Here is an 18,040-nt window from a genome sequence, read left to right as displayed (position 1 = left end):
GCGCAAGGAGCCCTGACCATGGAACTGGTTTTCGAACTGCTCGACAAACGCCAGCACGGCCGCACCGACGCGCCGAACAAGACCTTTGGCCGCGCCGGTGGCGAGATCGGCCGGGCCAAGGACTGCCACTGGTGCATCGAGGACGACAAACGTCACCTGTCCAGCCATCACGCCCAGGTCACCTACCACAACGGCGCGTTCTTCCTCACCGACACCAGCAGCAACGGCATCCGCCTGGCCAGCAGCGGTGCCCAGTTGCGCAAGGGTGAGCAGCACCGCATCGAGCAAGGCGCGGTGTACCGCATGGGTGACATCGAGGTGCGCGCGCGGCTGATCGACAGCGAGGCCGGCTACGACGTCGGTCTGGGCATGCCGGGTGGCGCCATCATCCCCGACGACGCCTTCCTTGAACTCGACCCCATCAGCGCCCTGGACCACGAAGAAACGCGCCTGCAACCGATGGACGAGCTGGCCGCCCTGGCCATGCCCGAGCCCCCGGCGCGCCAGCGTGCCGACTACGCGCAGATCGACCAGGAAAGCCTGATCGTGCCCACCCTGGTGCCTGCCGTGGCGCCAGAGCCCGCACCGGTGCCGGCCCCGCGCGAACGCCGCGACGACGCCTTCTGGAAGCGCTTCGGCGCGGCCCTGGGCGTCGACCTGGACAACCTCGACGAGCAGGCCCGCGAAGACCTCGCGGTGCAGGCCGCCGGGCTGCTGCGCCATAGCGTCGCCGGGCTGCAACAGAGCCTGCGCACCCGCAGCGAGCTGAAGAACGAACTGCGCCTGTCGCTGACCACCCCGCAAAGCGCCAGCCGCAACCCGATCAAGGCGCCGCTGGAAGCCGACCAGGTGCTCGGCGACCTGCTCAAGCCGCGCCGTGGTGGCCAGCTTTCTGCCGAGCAGGCAGTGGCCCAGGCCTTCCGCGACCTTCAGGCGCACCAGGTGGCCATGCTCGGCGCCAGCCGCCAGGCCCTGCGCAGCACTCTGGAGCACTTCGCCCCGGAACAGCTGGCGCTGCAATTCGAGCGTCAGGGCCGCCGCGGGCTGTTCGGCAGCCGCTGGAAGGCCTACGTGCGCTACCACCAGGCCCTGGTGGGCAACGAAGACTGGAGCGAGCGCCTGCTGACCAAGGACTTCGCCCGCACTTACGAAGAGCAGGTCCGCCTGATCGCTTCGCTCAATCACGACCCGCAAGGATAACCCCATGACTCGCATCACCCGCACGATGCTCAGGGCGACGTGGGCCCTGGCCACCCTGTCCTGGCTGGCCGGCTGCAGCGCCCTGTCGCCGTACTCGCACATGACCAAGCTCGACCTCACCCTGACCGCCACCGACCAGCTCAACCTGGACATCAACGGCCGGCCGTCGCCGGTGGTGGTGCGCCTGTACGAGCTCAAGCACCCGGTGGCCTTCGAGAGCACCGATTTCTTCACCCTCTACCAGAGCCCGAAAGAAGCCCTGTCGCAGGACATGGTGGCCACCGAGGAGCACGAACTGCGCCCCGGCGAAACCCTGAGCCTGAAGCTCAGCATCGACCCCGACAGCCGCTTCGTCGGCGTCATGGCCGCCTACCGCGACCTCGACCAGGCGCAGTGGCGCCGGGTGCAGGCCATTCGCGCCGGCGAGCGGGTCACCGCCAACCTCTACCTCGACCAGGCCGGTATCCACAACGGTGTGCCGGCCGTGGCGCAAGCGGGTGATCAGCGATGAACGTGCACAAGGTAGTCTGGCAGGAAGGGATGCTGCTGCGTCCCCAGCATTTCCAGCACAACGACCGTTACTACGACAGCCAGATGAAGACCCGCACCCAGCTGCTGGGCACCTACACCTACGGCTTCATCAACCTGGAAATCGACCTGCAGTTCCTCAACATGGGCAAGCTGGTGATCAGCCGCGCCGCCGGCATCCTGCCCGACGGCAGCCTGTTCGAGCTCGACGGCAGCAGCGAGCCGCTGGCCCTGGACGTGCCGCCGAACACCGGCGCCACGCCGATCTTCATGGCCCTGCCGCTGGTCACCGGCAACCACATCGAGGCGCGCCGCCCCGAGCAGTCCGACGTGCTGACCCGCTACACCACCTACGAGGTGGAGGTGTCCGACTCCAACGCCGGCGACGACAACAGCAGCCAGATCAACTGCGCGCGCCCGGACTTCCGCCTGCTGCTGGGCGAGCAGCAAACCGACCAGGCCTACGTCAAGCTCAAGGTCTGCGAGATCCTCGACACCTCGCCCGACGGCGTCATCAGCCTCGACCCGAACTTCGTGCCCACCTACATCCGCACCCACGCCTCGGTGTACCTGCTGTCGTGCCTCAAAGAGGTCATCAGCATGCTGGCGCTGCGTGGCGACACCCTGGCCGAGCGCATCCGCTCCAACGGCAAGGTCGGTGGCGCCGAGGTCGGCGACTTCATGATGCTGCAGCTGATCAACCGCACCGAAATGCTCCTGCGCCACTACCTGAGCCTGGAGCAGGTGCACCCCGAAGAGTTGTACCGCACCTTCCTGATCATGCTCGGCGACCTGTCGACCTTCTCCAGCGACACCAAGCGCCCGCGCCTGGACGCCCGCTACCAGCACAGCGACCAGGGCGCGAGCTTCCGCAAGCTGATGGAGTCGATCCGCCAGGTACTGTCGATGGTGCTCGAGCAGCACGCCATCGAGCTGGAACTGCAACAGCGCCAGTACGGCATTCTGGTTTCGCCGCTGCACGACCCGGGCCTGCTCACCACCGCCTCGTTCGTGCTGGCCGCCAGCGCCAACTGCGAATCCGAGGAGCTGCGCCAGCGCCTGCCGTCGCACCTCAAGGTCGGCCCGGTGGAGCGCATCCGCCAGTTGGTCAACCTGCACCTGCCCGGGCTCAAGGTCAAACCGCTGCCGGTGGCGCCGCGGCAGATCCCGTTCCACGCCAACAAGACCTATTTCATCGTCGAACTCGACGCCGAAGATCGCAAGAAGATGGACGGTTCCGGTGGCTTCGCCTTCCACGTCACCAGTGAGTTCTCCGATCTCGAACTGAAATTCTGGGCCATCAGGAACTGAGCATGAGCAAGGACATGGATACCCCTCAGGACGACAAGACCGTCCTGTTCAACCAGGATGGCTCGGCACCGCAAGGGCAGGCCCTGACCGCCCTGGGCAGCTCGGCGCGGGCCGAGCCGCTGGAGCAGCGCATGGTCTATTCGGCGCGCCTGCCCTCGAGCGGCAGCTTCAGCGTCGGCCTCAACCCGCTGGTGGCCGCCGCCGGCGAGCTGCTCTCGGAAGTGGTGCGGCTCAAGCACAGCGACACCGCCGAAGACCTGAACAACCTCAAGGAGCGCCTGAGCGCCTGCGTGCGCGCCTTCGAGGCGCGCATCCATTACGAGGGCGTGGAAAACGGCCAGGTCACCGTGGCCCGCTACCTGCTGTGCACCGTGGTCGACGAGGCGGTGGTCACCACCCCCTGGGGCAACGAGAGCCAGTGGTCGCAGATGAGCCTGCTCAGCGCCTTCCACAACGAAACCTTCGGCGGCGAGAAGTTCTTCTCGCTGCTCGACCGCATGTCGAAGAACCCGGTCAAGCACCTGGCGATGCTCGAACTGATGTACCTGTGCCTGTCGCTGGGCTTCGAGGGCAAGTACCGGGTCATCGACCGCGGCATGTCCGAGCTCGAGGGCATCCGCGACGCACTGTTCCGGCAGATCCGCCAGCTGCGCGGCGACGTGCCGCGCGAGCTGTCGCCGCGTTGGGAAGGGCTCGACCAGCAGCGCAACAGCCCGGTGCGCATCGTGCCGTGGTGGAGCGTGGCGTTGTTCACCCTGGTGTGCCTGGTGGTGATGTATTCCGGTTTCGCCTGGGTACTGGGCGAACAGCGCGCGACCGTCCTGCAACCCTTCCAGACGCTCGAGCAGCCAGCGGCCCAGCCGCGGCAGTGACACAAGGATCTGTGATGAAGAATTTTTTCAAGAAAGTAGGCGCCTTCCTCGCCAAGACCTGGGTCTGGAGCCTGCTGCTGGTGCTGGCCCTGGCGCTGCTGGTGTGGTTCGCCGGCCCGTTGCTGGCCGTGGCCGACAACAAGTTCTGGGAAGACGCCGCCGCGCGCTTGCTGACCATCAGCGTGCTGTTTCTGGTGTGGGGCCTGTGGATGGTGTTCGCCAGCTGGCGCGCCAACAACCGCAAGCAGGAAGAGCTTGAGAGCGAGGACGGCCGCGAGCGCCTGGAACGCGAAGAGCGCAAGGACGAGGAGGCCAAGGAGATCAAGGCCCGCTTCAAGCATGCCTTGTCCACCCTCAAAAATTCGAGCCTGTATGGCGGGCGCAGCGAACGCTGGCGCCGCGACCTGCCCTGGTACCTGGTGCTCGGGCCCCAGGGCGCGGGCAAGACCAGCCTGATCGACCATTCGGGCCTGGAGTTCCCGATCAACGCGCTGGAGCGCAAGCTCGCCCGTGATCCGTCCAGCGGCGATTTCTGCGATTTCTACTTCGCCGAACAGGCCGTGCTGGTGGACACCGCCGGGCGCTTCCTCAACCAGTCCGACAGCGAGATCGACGGCAGCGCCTGGCGCGTGCTGCTCGACCAGCTGCGCCTGCGCCGACGCAACCGCCCGCTCAACGGCGTGGTGGTCACCGTGCCGCTGGACACCCTGCTGGGGGGCGAAGCGGCGGTCAACGACCTGGCGCAGAAAGTCCGCTCGCGCTTGCAGGAGCTGCGCCAGCGCCTGCACGTCGAAGTGCCGGTGTACCTGGTGCTGAGCAAGACCGACCGCCTGCAAGGCTTTGACGCCTTCTTCGACCAGCAGTCGCGCGAAGAGAACGAGCAAGTGTTCGGCATCACCTTCGGCAAGGGCCAGAACGGCGCCGACACCGAGCTGCTGGCCAAGGAATTCCAGGGCCTGCTGCAACGCCTGGGCGACCAGGTCACCCAGCGCATGCACCACGAGCGCAACACCCAGCGCCGCGCGCGCATCCTCGATTTCCCGCACCAGCTGGGGCGCATCGGCGACCAGCTGTGCCTGTTCGTCGACGCCGCCTTCACTGGCAACCGCTACCAGCGCGCCAGCCAGCTGCGCGGCTTCTACCTGACCAGCGCGCCGCACCAGGCGCCGCAGGTCGACAGCGACAACGGCTTCCACCCCGGCCAGCCCGGCCGTGGCGCGGTGCAGGGCCGCTCGCGCTTCACCCTGCAACTGTTCAGCCGGGTGATCTTCCCCGAGTACGACCTGGCCGGCCTCGACCAGCGCGAACGCCGGCGCATCCACTGGGGCCAGCGAGCTGTCTACCTCGGTGCCCTGGGCGCCCTGGCGCTGTTCGGCGCGCTGTGGGCCGGCAGTTTCTCCGGCAACCACGAACGCCTGGAGCAGGTACGTGAGCTGGGCCGTCAATGGCAGCGCCAACACCTCGCCCTGGATGCCCGCGATGACGCCCTGGCCGCGCTCAAGCCGCTGGACACCGCCTGGCAGGCCTCACGCGTGTTCCCCGTGCCCGGCGATGTCTCGCTGCTGCAACGCGGCGGCCTGTACCAGGGCGTGCCGGCCAACGAGGTGCTGCAACCGGCCTACCAGCGCGAGCTGGAAACCGTGCTGCTGCCCCGGGTGGCGCAGATGGTCGAAGGGCAGATCCGCAGCAACCTGAAAAACCGCGAGCGCCTGCTCAACAGCCTGCGCGCCTACCTGATGCTCGGGCTGCCCGAGCGCCGCGACCAGGCCTGGCTCAAGGACTGGGTGGCGGCCGGCTGGTCGCAGCGCTACAACGGCAACACGGCCGCCCAGGACAGCCTGAACACCCACTTCGGGCGCCTGCTCGAGCAATCGTTCGCCTACCCGCTCAACGACGCCCTGGTGGCCCAGGCCCGCCAGGTGCTGCGCGCCGAATCGCTGGCCAGTGTGGTGTACCGCGTGCTGCGCGAGCAGGCCCGCAGCCTGCCCGAATATCGCCTCAGCCAGCAGCTTGGGCCGCAGGCCGCGCAGTTCGTCGGCATCGACTACCCGATCCCCGGCTTCTACACCTCCCAGGGTTACCAGCAGTACTTCTCGGTGCAGGGCGCCAACCTGGTCAACGACATCCTGCGCGACAACTGGGTGCTGGGCGAGGGCAGCGGCATCAGCGACATGGACATGCGCCGCCTGATGGTGGAGCTGGAGCAGCTGTACTTCCGCGACTACGCCAACTACTGGGGCGAGGCGGTCAACCAGGTCGGCCTGATCCCGTTCAGCGACGCCGGCGAAGGCGCCGATCAGCTGTCGGCGCTGACCGCCGCCAACTCGCCGCTGCTGCTGTTGCTCACCGAGGTGCGCGAGAACACCCGCTTCCCGGTACTGGCCGAAGCCACCGACGAAGGCAACCCGGCCGCCGAAGCCGCCGCCAACAAGGCCGTGGCCAAGAAGCTCGGCAAGGGCGGCGCGGCCGTGGCCGGTGCCGTGGCCGACAAGGCCCGCGACGCCCTGGCCAAGAAGCCGCTGCCGGACACTGCGCGCATGGCCCTGCAACGGCGCTTCGAGCCGCTGCACCGGCTGCTCGACGACAATAACGGCCCGGGCCCCGACCTGGCGCCGACCATGCAAGCGCTCAACGACCTGCAGCAGCAGCTGGCCAGCCTGGCCCGCTCCAACCAGGCCGAAGAAGCCTCGTACCAGATGGCCAAGGCGCGCATGTCGGGGCAACGTGACGCCCTGAGCAGCCTGCGCAACGGCACCGTGCGCCTGCCGCGCCCGGTGGCCGGCTGGTTCAACCTGCTGTCCGACGACATCTGGCGCATGGTGCTTAACGACACCTACACCTACCTCAACCAGCGCTACCAGAGCGAGCTGTACAGCCACTACGGCCGCACCATCGAGTCGCGCTACCCGTTCAACGCCCATGGCACCAGCGATGTGGCGATCAGCGACTTCCGCGACTTCTTCAAGGCCCAGGGCGTGGCGGACCGCTTCTTCGACACCTACATGCGCCCGTTCGTCAGTGGTGAGCCGGGCGCTTACCGCCTGCGCAGCCTCGACGGCCAGAGCCTGCCGATGACCAAGGCCTACCTCGAACAGATGAGCGCCGCCCAGACCATCCGCCAGAGCTTCTTCGCGCAGAACCCCGAAGAGCCGCAGGTGCAATTCAAGCTTGAGCCGTACACCCTCGACCCGGCGGTGAGCCGCGCCGAGTTCCGCTTCGGCGACACGGTGATCGACTACCGCCACGGCCCGATCGTCTCCACCAGCCTGAAGTGGCCGACCGAAGCCCAGGACGGCAACACCAGCCTGACCCTGGAGCAGCTCAACGGCCGCCCCATGGCGCTGGAGAAGAACGGTGGCCCGTGGTCGCTGTTCCGCCTGCTCGACCTGATGCAGACCGAGTACCTCAAGGGCCGCGACACCATGGTGCTCAAGGCCAATGTCGGCGGCATGCGCGCCAACTACCTGCTGACCAGCCAGCGCACGCCGAACCCGTTCGACCTGACCGTGCTGCGCGGCTTCCGCCTGCCAGGGGAGCTGTGATGCGCGCAGCCAGCCCTTGGCGCAGCGCGGCGCGCACCGACCCCGGCAAGGTCCGTGCGCGCAACGAGGACGCCTTTCTCGACTGCCCGCAGCACGGGCTGTGGGCAGTCGCCGACGGCATGGGCGGCCACGAGGCCGGTGATATCGCCAGCCAGATGATCGTCGAGAGCCTGGCCGATCTGCCGGCCGCCAGCAGTTTCGACGAGCGCGTGCTCGCCGTGCGCCAGTGCCTGCACTGGATCAACCGGCGCCTGGGCCAGGAGCTGACGGTGAGCGTCGCCGGCCAGGCGCGGGTGATCGGCAGCACCGTGGTGACCCTGCTGCTCGACGGTCGCCGCGGTGCCTGCGTGTGGGCCGGCGACAGCCGCTGCTACCTGTGGCGCGGCCAGCGCCTGTACCAGCTGACCCGCGACCACTCGCTGCAACAGCAGTTGATGGACCAGCAAAGCATGAGCGCCGAGCAGGCCCGCGAGCACCCCTCGGCCCGGGCCCTGACCCGCGCCGTCGGCGCCAGCGCCAGCCTCACCCTGGAAGTGCTGGAGTTCGAGGCGCAGCCGGGCGACGTGTTCCTGCTGTGCAGCGACGGCCTCTACGACGGCCTGGAGAGCGGCGGCCTGGGCCACGCCCTGGACCTGGCCTCGCCCGGCGAGGCCCTGCAACGCCTGTTCGACACCGCCCTGGGCGGCGCGGCGAAAGACAACCTGACCGCAGTGGTGATCCACCGATGAACCTTGGCAGCGGCGACGCGCTCGACGTGCTCGACGCCCTTGAGCAGGGCAGCGAGTCGACCTACTTTGCATTCACCCAGGCCAGCGAGGCCGAGCCCGCCCGCACCGGCAAGGCGCGGCGCAAGCGGCGCGGCAAGGGCCGCGCGCAACCTGCGCCGGCCCCGGCCGTGCGGGCGCTGGCGCCAATCCCCGACGTGCTCGCCGGGCGCTACCGCCTGGAACGCCTGCTCGGCGCCGGCGGCATGGGCCTGGTGTACCGCGCCCGCGACCTGTTGCAGGAGGGCTTCGGTGACCCACAGCCGTTGCTGGCGGTGAAGCTGATGAGCGACCAGCTGGCCACGGCGCCCGACGCCAACGCCCTGCTGTTCAACGAGTTCGCCCTCACCAGCCGCCTGCGCCACCCCAACCTGGTGCGCCTGCAAGGCTTCGCCATCGACCCGCAGAGTGAACGCGGCTTCATCACCATGGAGCTGATGCGCGGCACCTCGCTGGACCGCCTGCTCTGTGACCAGCCGCTGGGCCTGGCCTGGGCGCAAGTGCGCGAGATCGCCGTGCCGCTGCTCGACGCCCTGGCCTGCGTGCATGCCCAGGGCGTGGTGCACGGCGACCTCAAACCCAGCAACGTGATGCTCGGCGACGACGGCCTGCGCCTGTTCGACTTCGGCCTGGGCCTGGCCCTGGACGGCCCACTGGCCGGCCTGCCGCACCTGAGCCATGGCCGCTTCGAAGCCTGGACCCCGGCCTACGCCGCCCCCGAACTGTTCGAGGGCGGCACGCCGAGTACCGCCAGCGACCTGTATGCGGTGGCGTGCGTGCTGTACGAGCTGATTACCGGGCGCCACCCCTTCGAGCGCGTGCCGTCGCTCAAGGCCCGTGACCAGGGCATGCAACTGACGGCCAAGGCCCCGCCCGGCATGCCAGGCAAGGCCTGGGCCGCGCTGCGCCGGGCCCTGGCTTTCGACCCCGAGCAGCGCCGCGTCGATGCCGGGCAGCTGCGCGACGCCTTCGCCGCGCAAGGCTTCTGGGCCAGGCTCCGGCGATGACGCCAGGCCACGGACGCATTAACACGAATTCACGCACATAGAGGGACAAGGATGTTTGCCGCCGCGAACCAGACCCATTTCAGCCTGCACATCGACGGGTTGGAGCATGACTTCCAAGTGCTTGCCTTCGATGGCAACGAAGCCATCAGCCAGCCTTACGCCATCGACCTGGAGCTGGTCAGCGAGCGCCCTTCGCTGGACCTGGAAAACCTGCTGCACAAGCCTGCGTTCCTTCAGCTCGGCGACGACGGCCGTGGCCTGCACGGCCTGATCTACCGCGCCGCGCAAGGCGAGGCGGGCAAGCGCCTGACCCGCTATCAGGTGACCCTGCGCCCGCAGCTGGCGTACCTGGCCCACCGCATCAACCAGCGCATGTTCCAGCACATGACCGTGCCGAAGATCATTGCCCAGGTGCTGGAAGAGCACGGCATTCTTGCCAACGCCTATCAGTTCCAGCTCGGTGCCCTGTACCCGGACCGCGAGTACTGCGTGCAGTACGACGAGTCCAACCTGCAGTTCATCCAGCGCCTGTGCGAAGAGGAGGGGATTCACTACCACTTCCGCCACAGCGCCGACGGCCACCAACTGGTGTTCGGCGACGATCAGACGGTGTTCCCCAAGCTGGCGCCGGTGCAGTTCCAGCACGACTCCGGCCTGGTCGCCGACACGCCGATGATCAAGCGCTTCGCCCTGCGCCTGGAAACCCGCACCAGCAGCGTCACCCGCCGCGATTACGACTTCAAGAAACCGCTGATCCAGCTCGAAGGCGCGGCCGACAGCCTCGACGAACCGGCTCTGGAAGACTACGACTACCCCGGCCGCTTCCTCGACCGACCACGCGGCAAGCACCTGGCCACCCGCGCCCTGGAACGCCACCGCAGCGACTACCAGCAGGCCACCGGCGACAGCGACCAGCCCCTGCTCGCCAGCGGGCACTTCCTCACCCTGGGCAGCCACCCCAATGCTCAGTGGAACGACCTGTGGCTGCTCACTGATGTGCACCACCAGGGCCGCCAGCCGCAGGTACTGGAAGAGGCCATCACCAGCGACGTCGACGCCAAGTACGATGGCTTCCAGCAGGGCTACCGCAACTTCTTCGTGGTTACCCCGTGGCAGCAGCCGTACCGTCCGCCGCTGAAACACCCGAAACCCAAGGTGCTGGGTGATCAGCGCGCCGTGGTCAGCGGCCCGGCTGGTGAAGAGATCTACTGCGACGAGTTCGGCCGCATCAAGGTGCAGTTCTTCTGGGACCGCGAAGGCCAGTCCGACGACAAGTCCAGCGTGTGGATGCGCGTGGCGTCGAGCTGGGCCGGGCAGGGCATCGCTGGCCTGCAACTACCGCGCATCGGCATGGAGGTATTGGTCAGCTTCCTCGAAGGCGACCCCGACCAGCCGCTGGTGACCGGTTGCCTGTACCACGGCGTGAACATGCCGCACTACAAGCTGCCCGACCTCAAGACCCTGGCCACCATCAAGAGCAAGGAATACAAGGGCAGCCGCGGCAACGAACTGCGTATCGACGACACCACCAGCGAAATCAGCATCGCGCTACGCAGTGACCATGGCGCCAGTGCGCTGAACCTCGGTTACCTGACCCACCCCAGACCGAGTGGCGGCGCGCCACGTGGTGAAGGTTTCGAACTGCGCACCGATCGCCACGGCGCCATCCGTGCTGCCGGCGGTTTGCTGCTCACCACCGAGCCCCGCGCCAACGAAGCCAAGCACCACAAGGACCTGCCCGAGACCGCCGAACGCCTGGCCACCGCCAGCGACCAGCAGGACAGCCTGGCGGAACTTGCCAAGCAGATGCAGGCCCAGGAACCGGGCGACCAGGACACCGTGGCCAAGGACCTGCACAAGCAGCACCAGGGCATTCTCGGCAGCGGCCCGGGCGACCTGACGAAAAACGAGTTCGCCGAATTCACCCAACCGCACCTGGTGGTGTCGAGCCCTGCTGGCATCGCCCTGACCACCCCCGGCCCCAACCACCTCACCAGCGGCAGCCACCTGGCCCTGAGCAGCACCGGCCACACCAGCCTGGCCATCGGCAAACGCCTGCTGGCCAGTGCCAGCCAAGGCATGCGCCTGTTCGTGCAGAGCCTCGGCCTACGCCTGGTGGCAGCCTCCGGCGATATCGATTTCCGCGCGCTGAAGGACAACATCAACCTGCTGGCCAAGCTCGACATCACCGCCAACGCCGACCGCATCACCCTCAAGGCCAAGACCGAGCTGGTGGTACAAGGCGGCGGCAGCGGCACGACCTACAACGCCGGCGGCATCACCCATGTCACCAGCGCCAACTACACCGCCCACGCCGCGCAGTTCGCCCATATCGGCGGGGCGAGCATGGCCGGCACCTTCCCCGAACCGCCCAAGCCGGGCAAGGGTGCGCTGGAGCTGTTCAACCTGTACGCCAACACCAAAGGCATCAAGGCCGGCGACTACGAGGTCACCGATGCCCTGGGCACGCTGCTCAAGGGCGCGCTGGACGGGCAGGGGTTCAATACCGTCTCCGGCGCGGCGCCGGGGCCGGCCATGGCCAAGTTCGGCCTCGACACGGCCGATACCTGGAGCCTCGGCAGCTTCGCCAAGGGGCTGCCCTGGCCGAAGCTGCCCGTGGCCGAAGAGGGCACGCCGTCGCTGCTCGAATCGATGTACGCCAAGCTCGCCCCCGACGGCAGCGGCGGCATGCTGGACAAGGCCAAGCAACTGGCCAGCAGTGGCATGAGCGCTGCGAAGACCGGCATGGGCCTGCTCAAGACCGGGCAGAACACCCTGCAAAGCGCGCAGCAGGTGCAAGCCGCGCTCAAGGGCGGCGTGGCCGGCCTGCCGCAACTGGCCTCTGCCGCCAGCTCGGCGCTGCCGGCCGCTTCCAGCGCACTGGGCGCCGCCGGCAAGGCTGGCGCCGCCGTCCAGGGCGCCATGGCCAGCCTGCCCAAGTTGCCGACCCTGCCCAAACTCCCCGACTTCAAGGCGCCGAGCCTGAATACCCTGACTGACCTGATGCCAGGCGAGCTGATCTCATGACTGCACAGAATGCCGCAACAAACGAAAACGCCCGTGCCCCTCAGGTCGCGATCACCCCACTCGCCGAGGTCCAGATCGAGGACGTTGGCCGTGGCGCAGTGGTGTTCGATACCTGGCTGCGTAACACCAGCGCCAGCTTCGTCACCCTCGAACGCCTCAAGGGCGTGGCCGGCAACGTGGCCGTGGCGGGCAACATCATCGCCCTGGTGGATGCCTTGGGCGATATCGCCATCCTCAGCCGCAACAAGGTGCCCGACCCGATCGACTGCGCCACCTACGGCATCAACCTGATTGGCCTGGTCACTTCACCCGCCAGCGCTGCGGCGGCCCGCATGGCCCTGCGCCCGATGCTGTTCATCGTGCGCCAGGAGGGCAAGCAGGTGCTGGGCGATGCACTGATCGAGCTGATGGTCGGCCACCTCAACGCCGATATCGTCGGCAGCATCGACGACTTCGTCGGCCAGGCCGCAGGCAATCTCAAGGCCGCACTGGCCGACGCTGCCACCCTCGGCGAGCAACTGATCCTCGACATCGCCGGCGGCCTGGCCACCCTGGCCGCAGGCACAGCCCCCGCCAGCGTGGCGGCCGGTGGCGGGGGCAGCCTGCTGCTGCATGACCCGCAAGCCAGCATCGGCAACTACTTGGCCGGCGCCTTCAACGCTTACAAGAGCGCCGGCAAGGGCATGACCAGCGCCGACGTCAGCCCCGCGCTCAGCGCCGCCGGCAAGACCGAGCTGCTGGCCCACAGCGCCCGCCTGCGCCTGCTGGCCCCGCTGGTGCGCGGCGAGATCCTCAAGCTGGGTGACGCCGGCAGCCCCGGCTCCATCGAGGCCCTGCGCCTGACCCTGGCCAGCAGCGTCAAGCAGTGGCGCCAGCGCAACCCGCAACAGGTGGTGGCCAACGTCAAGGCGGGCGGCACCAGCAAGGCTCGCCACCAGCTGGCCGAAGGCAAAGTTGAGACCCAAAAGGAGCAGATGCCTGCCTCCCAGGCCCCCAACCAGTGCAAGAACGGCGCCCCGGCCAACACCTGCAACAGCATCAACTTCGCCCTGGGCAGCGAGACCCTGCAGCACACCGACTTCAGCCTGCCCGGCCCGTTCCCGATCACCTGGACCCGCACCTACCACTCGCGCCTGGCCGCCCTCGACAGCGCCAGCCTCGGCGCCCGCTGGATCACCGCCTTCACCACCTGCATCGATGTGCAGGACGATGGCTTGCTGCTGCACGATATCGATGGCCGCAGCCACGCCTACCCGCTGCCCAAGGTTGGCAAAACCCATTACGACGCGATCGAGTACCGTGGCCTGACCCGCACCACCGACACCCAGCTCATCCTGTCGCGCGGGCAGGAGCGCCACGAGACCTACGAGCGCGTCGGCGAGCGCTTCCACCTGGTGCATATCGTCATGCGCAACGGCGTCGGCGCGATGCTGCACTACGAGCACAGCCACAACGGCCGCCCGGTGCTGTCGGACATCAACACCTACGCCGACAACGACCCGAGCAAGGTGCACCTGCAACTGGGCACGCTGCTCGATGACCACGGCCATATCCAGGGCCTGTGGCAAGTGGTCGACGGCAAGCCGCTGCGCCAGCTGTGCGCCTACCACTACGACGACCAGGGCGACCTGATCGCCGCCCAGGACGAGCACGGCGCCGCCTGGCGCTACCAGTACCAGCACCACCTGATCACCCGCTACACCGACCGCACCGAGCGCGGCCTGAACCTGGAATGGGACGGCAGCGGCCCGCACGCCCGGGCGATCCGCGAATGGGCCGACGATGGCAGCTTCGAAACCCGCCTGGCGTGGGATGAGCACATCCGCCTGACCACCGTGACCGACGCCTACGGCGGTCAGACCCGCCACTACTACGACGCCGAAGGCTACACCTACCGCATCCAGCACGCTGACGAGCGCTCCGAGTGGCTGTTCCGCGACGCCCGCAAGAACGTGATCCGCCACCTGCACGCCGACGGCAGCCAGGACCGCTACACCTACGATGAGCGCAGTAACCGCCTGCAGCACATCCGCGCCGACCATACCGTGGTGCACTACGCCTACGACGACCAGGACCAGCTGATCAAGATCAGCGATGCCGAAGGCGGCCTGTGGCTGCGCGACTACGACGACGCCGGCAACCTGGTCGAAACGGTCGACCCGCTGGGCAACAAGACCGAGTTCGCCTACACCTCAACCGGGCAGCTCAAGGCGGTCAAGGACGCCAACGGCAACGAGAAGAAGCTGGCGTACAACGACGCCGGGCAACTGCTCGAATACACCGACTGCTCCGGCAAGACCAGTAAATGGGAGTACGACGAACTGGGGCGCCTGGTGCAGGCCAGCAATGCGCTGGGCGAGAGCATCCAGTACGCCTACAAGGCGGGGCAGTTGAGCAAGGTCACCCATGCGGACATGACCGAAGAGCGCTTCGAGCGCGATGCCGAAGGTCGGTTGCTGGCCCATGTCGATGCGCTGGACCGTTGCACTACCTGGAGCTACACCCGCGCCGGGATGCTCGCCGAGCGTGTCGATGCGCTGGAGCACAGGCTGCGCTACCGCTGGGACAAGCTCGGCCGGTTGCTCAGCCTGGAGAACCAGAACGAGAGCCGCGCCAGCTTCGTTTACGACCTGGCCGGGCGCCGCCTGGAAGAGACCGGCTTCGATGGCCTGACCACCCGCTACCAGTACGACCCGAGCAGCGGTCGGCTGGCGAGCACCCAGGTCGGCCAGCGCCGCATCGACCTGCGCTTCGATGCCATGGGGCGCCTGGTCGAGCGCTGCGCGAGCCAGGGCGATCAGCAGCAGAGCGAAACCTTCGCCTACGATGGCAACGGCAAGTTGATCCAGGCGCTCAATGCCGTCAGCAAGTTGCAGTGGTTCTACGATGACGCCGGCAACCTGACCCGCGAGCATCAGCACTACCTGATGACCGGCGACCCGATGGTGGCGGTATGGCGCCATGAGTACGATGCGCTGAACCGCCGCACCGCAACCATCCGCCCGGACGGCCACAAGGTCAGCTGGCTGACCTACGGCAGCGGCCACCTACTGGGCATGACCCTCGACCAGCACGAGATGCTCGCCTACGAGCGCGATGACCTGCACCGCGAAGTCGTGCGCCACCAGGGCAACAAGCTCATGCAGATGCAGCGCTGGGGCAAGACAGGGCTCCCTGAGGAGCAATGGCTCGGCAGCCATGACGGCAAGACTGCTCTGCTCAAGCGCCAGTATGAATACGACACGGTGGGGCAGTTGACCGATATCCACGACAGCCGCCGTGGCCAGCTGGCGTATCAATACGACCCCCTGGGGCGCTTGTTGCAGGCCAACAGCCGCCTGGGCGCCGAAACCTTCGCCTTCGACCCGGCGGGCAACCTGCTGGATGAAACCCAGCAGCTCAACCGCCCCCTGGAAGAAGACGCCCGGCGCAACAAGGTGATGGACAACCTGCTGCGCACCTATGCCGGCAGCCAGTATCGCTACGACGAGCGCGGCAACCTGAGCCATCGCCTGCAAGACGGTGCGCAGGCGCACTTCACCTGGGACCTGTTCAACCGGCTGGTGCGTTACAACGACGACAGGCTCAAGGTCGAATACAGCTATGACGCACTGGGCCGTCGCCTGCACAAGCATTCGCTCGCCCATTACTGGGACAAGCCCGAGGCCGGCACCGGCTGGAACCAGTTGGAACGGGCCAGGCGCCAGCGTGAACTGCACTGCGGCTTCACCCTGTATGGCTGGGACGGCGAAACCCTGGCCTGGGAAAGCTCGCCGCCGCTGGATGAGGGCGATACCGGCCGCACCGTGCACTACCTGTACGAGCCCGGCAGCTTCGTGCCGGTCGCCCAGGCCCTGCACAACCGCCCGGTACGCCTGTTCAAACAGCCGGACTGGGCGGGGCGCGAGTACGACTTCGACCGTGATCCGCTGTGGCACACCGAGGTCAAACCCCAGGCCTTCGATGCCATGGCCTGGTACCACTGTGACCATCTGGGCACGCCGCAAGAGCTCACCGATGAGCAGGGGGACGTGGTCTGGAGTGCGCATTACACCGCGTGGGGCGAAATACGCGAGGAGCGAACGGAGCAAGCCAGATTGCAGGGGGTGAGCAACCCGATTCGCTTCCAGGGGCAATACCAGGACCCGGAAACGGCGCTGCACTACAACCGCTATCGGTATTACGAGCCGAAAATGGCGCGGTATGTGTCCAGGGACCCGATTGGGATGCAGGGTGGGATGAACGTTTACAGTTATGTCAGCAACACACCTGCTATGCGGGCGGACCCGTTGGGATTGTGGGATACAGCGTTTGGCAACATGGCGGGCGTGCAGGAGCGTGCATCGTTGGGCATGCACATGATGAAAGAGGGCAAATCGCCTGAGGAAATCTCCAAGGCGGTGGCGCCAGGCCCTGCCCGGCCGATCATGACGGGAGAATGTCGAGGCTCCTTGATGGCTGCCATGGGCACCGGTTTCTCCGTGACCGTAAAAGCCAACGAAGTCAGTGGCCTTTCGGGCGAGGGCGCTGTTCCGATGATTGCAGCAGGCGCACGGGCAACCGCTAGCTGCGGTTTCAAGTTTGCCGACCCGGATGCCAAGTCGCTACCCGCCGCGGCAGGTGTTGGCTTCAGCGTAGGGGTTGTCAGTTTCGATATCAGCCAGACCTCCACGTGGCCAGAGGTTTATATCGGCGTGGGCCCCGGCATCGGCCCGGAAATCAAGACACCAGTGGCGCCGGCTGTCGCAGTACCGCTGTTCTAGGAGAGGTTATGTGCGAGTTGCTGCAAATCATCAGGATCGCCGGCTTTGCGCTCTGTGTGGTTGCGGGGCTGACTGCCGTACTTTCTGCAAATTCATACTGCAAAAAGAACGGGATCAACATGAATACCTTCGAGGGCATGTTCGAAATGTACCGGCGGGTTTTCAAGTTTGAGAACAAACGCCTGTCGATACTGATGTTGTCTACCACCTATGGCGGGGCGGTGTTGATGGTGGGGGTTGCCGCCATTACATTCTGGGGGCAGGCGCAAGGGTGTGACTTCCACATCAATCGTTTAGCGCGCTGATCGGTGGAGGGCAGCGCCGCTGCAGCTATGCGAGTCACACACCGGCTATGCGGGCGGATCCATTGAGGTTGTGGGATGCGCCGTTTGCCAACATGCCGGGCTTGCAGGAGCGTGCGCTGCCTCAGTCACCGCTTTCTAGAGGTGATGTATGTGCGAAGTTGTTCAGTTCGTGAGAATTGCCTTGTTTGTGGTCTGTGCCGGGTTGGTTTTTACTTCGATCATTTGTGCGAACGCCTATTGCAGGAAGGTGGGTGTGAATATGAATACCTTCGAAGGCATGCTTGAGATGTATCGGAGGGTTTTTAAATTCGAGAATAGGTTGTTGTCGATCTTGGTGCTGTTCAGCATGTACGGCGGAGCTTTGATGGTGTTGGGGCTTGTCAGCTTGACATTCTGGGGTGAGGCGCAAGGGTGTGACTTCCACATCAACAGGCTCGCGCGCTGATCGGTAGCGAGCCTGCACGCTTGCTAGGTTTTTACGAAAAGTATGGCCATCCAACGTTGTGGGAGCGGCGGTGCGGGACTGTCAGTTTTTTTGTGTTCGGGCCGGTAATGGCCTGCCGCTAGGCAGGCCATGATTTTCACCAGGTCGGCCTGATGAACCGATCTCCGTACAGAATCGCAAACTGATTCATTGCACTTTTCCAATCATGCGCCGCCGAGCCCCAATTCGCCGTGATGTTTCGCAGCCCCAGCCAGATCAGTTTGGTGGCTGCGTCAT

The 18,040-nt window shown here is 66.5% G+C and carries 11 protein-coding genes and 1 pseudogene; 11 read left to right on the top strand and 1 reads right to left on the bottom strand.

Annotated features, from left to right (window positions below):
* Positions 1 to 18: 18 nt before the first annotated feature.
* The 11 genes from tagH to ACO6VM_RS16400 all read left to right on the top strand — a co-directional run bounded on the left by tagH (position 19) and on the right by ACO6VM_RS16400 (position 17,764).
* A complete protein-coding gene (gene tagH, locus ACO6VM_RS16450) occupies positions 19 to 1,200 on the top strand; it encodes a type VI secretion system-associated FHA domain protein TagH (RefSeq protein ID WP_401057925.1) in 1,182 nt (393 codons plus the stop codon).
* Between the two features lie 4 nt (positions 1,201 to 1,204).
* Entirely contained in the window at positions 1,205 to 1,711 is a 507-nt protein-coding gene (gene tssJ, locus ACO6VM_RS16445; protein WP_347150022.1) for a type VI secretion system lipoprotein TssJ, read from the top strand.
* Positions 1,708 to 3,039, top strand: a complete 1,332-nt coding sequence (gene tssK, locus ACO6VM_RS16440) for a type VI secretion system baseplate subunit TssK (protein ID WP_110996301.1) — start codon at positions 1,708 to 1,710, stop codon at positions 3,037 to 3,039. Before tssJ ends, tssK begins: the two co-directional genes overlap by 4 nt.
* A gap of 2 nt (positions 3,040 to 3,041) precedes the next feature.
* Positions 3,042 to 3,911 (top strand): type IVB secretion system protein IcmH/DotU, encoded by an 870-nt coding sequence (gene icmH / locus ACO6VM_RS16435; RefSeq protein WP_110996302.1) that lies wholly within the window; start codon positions 3,042 to 3,044, stop codon positions 3,909 to 3,911.
* A 14-nt stretch (positions 3,912 to 3,925) separates the two neighbouring features.
* Positions 3,926 to 7,453, top strand: coding sequence for a type VI secretion system membrane subunit TssM (gene tssM, locus ACO6VM_RS16430; RefSeq protein WP_422403542.1), 3,528 nt, complete (start codon positions 3,926 to 3,928; stop codon positions 7,451 to 7,453).
* Positions 7,453 to 8,181, top strand: a complete 729-nt coding sequence (locus ACO6VM_RS16425; RefSeq protein WP_125462399.1) for a PP2C family protein-serine/threonine phosphatase — start codon at positions 7,453 to 7,455, stop codon at positions 8,179 to 8,181. Before tssM ends, ACO6VM_RS16425 begins: the two co-directional genes overlap by 1 nt.
* The gene (locus tag ACO6VM_RS16420) at positions 8,178 to 9,224 is read left to right on the top strand and encodes a serine/threonine-protein kinase (protein WP_258644239.1); all 1,047 of its coding nucleotides are present in this window, start codon (positions 8,178 to 8,180) and stop codon (positions 9,222 to 9,224) included. The genes ACO6VM_RS16425 and ACO6VM_RS16420 overlap by 4 nt, the downstream gene beginning before the upstream one ends.
* Positions 9,225 to 9,275: 51 nt before the next feature.
* Positions 9,276 to 12,251, top strand: coding sequence for a type VI secretion system tip protein VgrG (locus ACO6VM_RS16415; protein WP_422403541.1), 2,976 nt, complete (start codon positions 9,276 to 9,278; stop codon positions 12,249 to 12,251).
* Complete coding sequence (locus ACO6VM_RS16410) at positions 12,248 to 17,014, top strand: RHS repeat-associated core domain-containing protein (RefSeq protein ID WP_422403540.1); 4,767 nt, start codon at positions 12,248 to 12,250, stop codon at positions 17,012 to 17,014. The genes ACO6VM_RS16415 and ACO6VM_RS16410 overlap by 4 nt, the downstream gene beginning before the upstream one ends.
* Positions 17,015 to 17,022: 8 nt before the next feature.
* On the top strand, positions 17,023 to 17,319 hold the full coding sequence (locus ACO6VM_RS16405) for a hypothetical protein (protein ID WP_390966547.1): 297 nt from the start codon (positions 17,023 to 17,025) through the stop codon (positions 17,317 to 17,319).
* Positions 17,320 to 17,578: 259 nt separating this feature from the next.
* On the top strand, positions 17,579 to 17,764 hold the full coding sequence (locus tag ACO6VM_RS16400; RefSeq protein ID WP_401057934.1) for a hypothetical protein: 186 nt from the start codon (positions 17,579 to 17,581) through the stop codon (positions 17,762 to 17,764).
* Positions 17,765 to 17,900: 136 nt separating this feature from the next.
* Here the strand turns inward: ACO6VM_RS16400 and ACO6VM_RS16395 are convergent.
* A pseudogene (locus ACO6VM_RS16395) lies at positions 17,901 to 18,040 on the bottom strand (IS256 family transposase); the annotation flags it as partial.

Source organism: Pseudomonas sp. GZD-209 (assembly GCF_049310485.1).
GTDB lineage: Bacteria > Pseudomonadota > Gammaproteobacteria > Pseudomonadales > Pseudomonadaceae > Aquipseudomonas > Aquipseudomonas sichuanensis.
The sequence above is the reverse complement of the archived record's forward strand: the minus strand, read 5'-3'. Positions and strand labels throughout refer to the sequence as shown.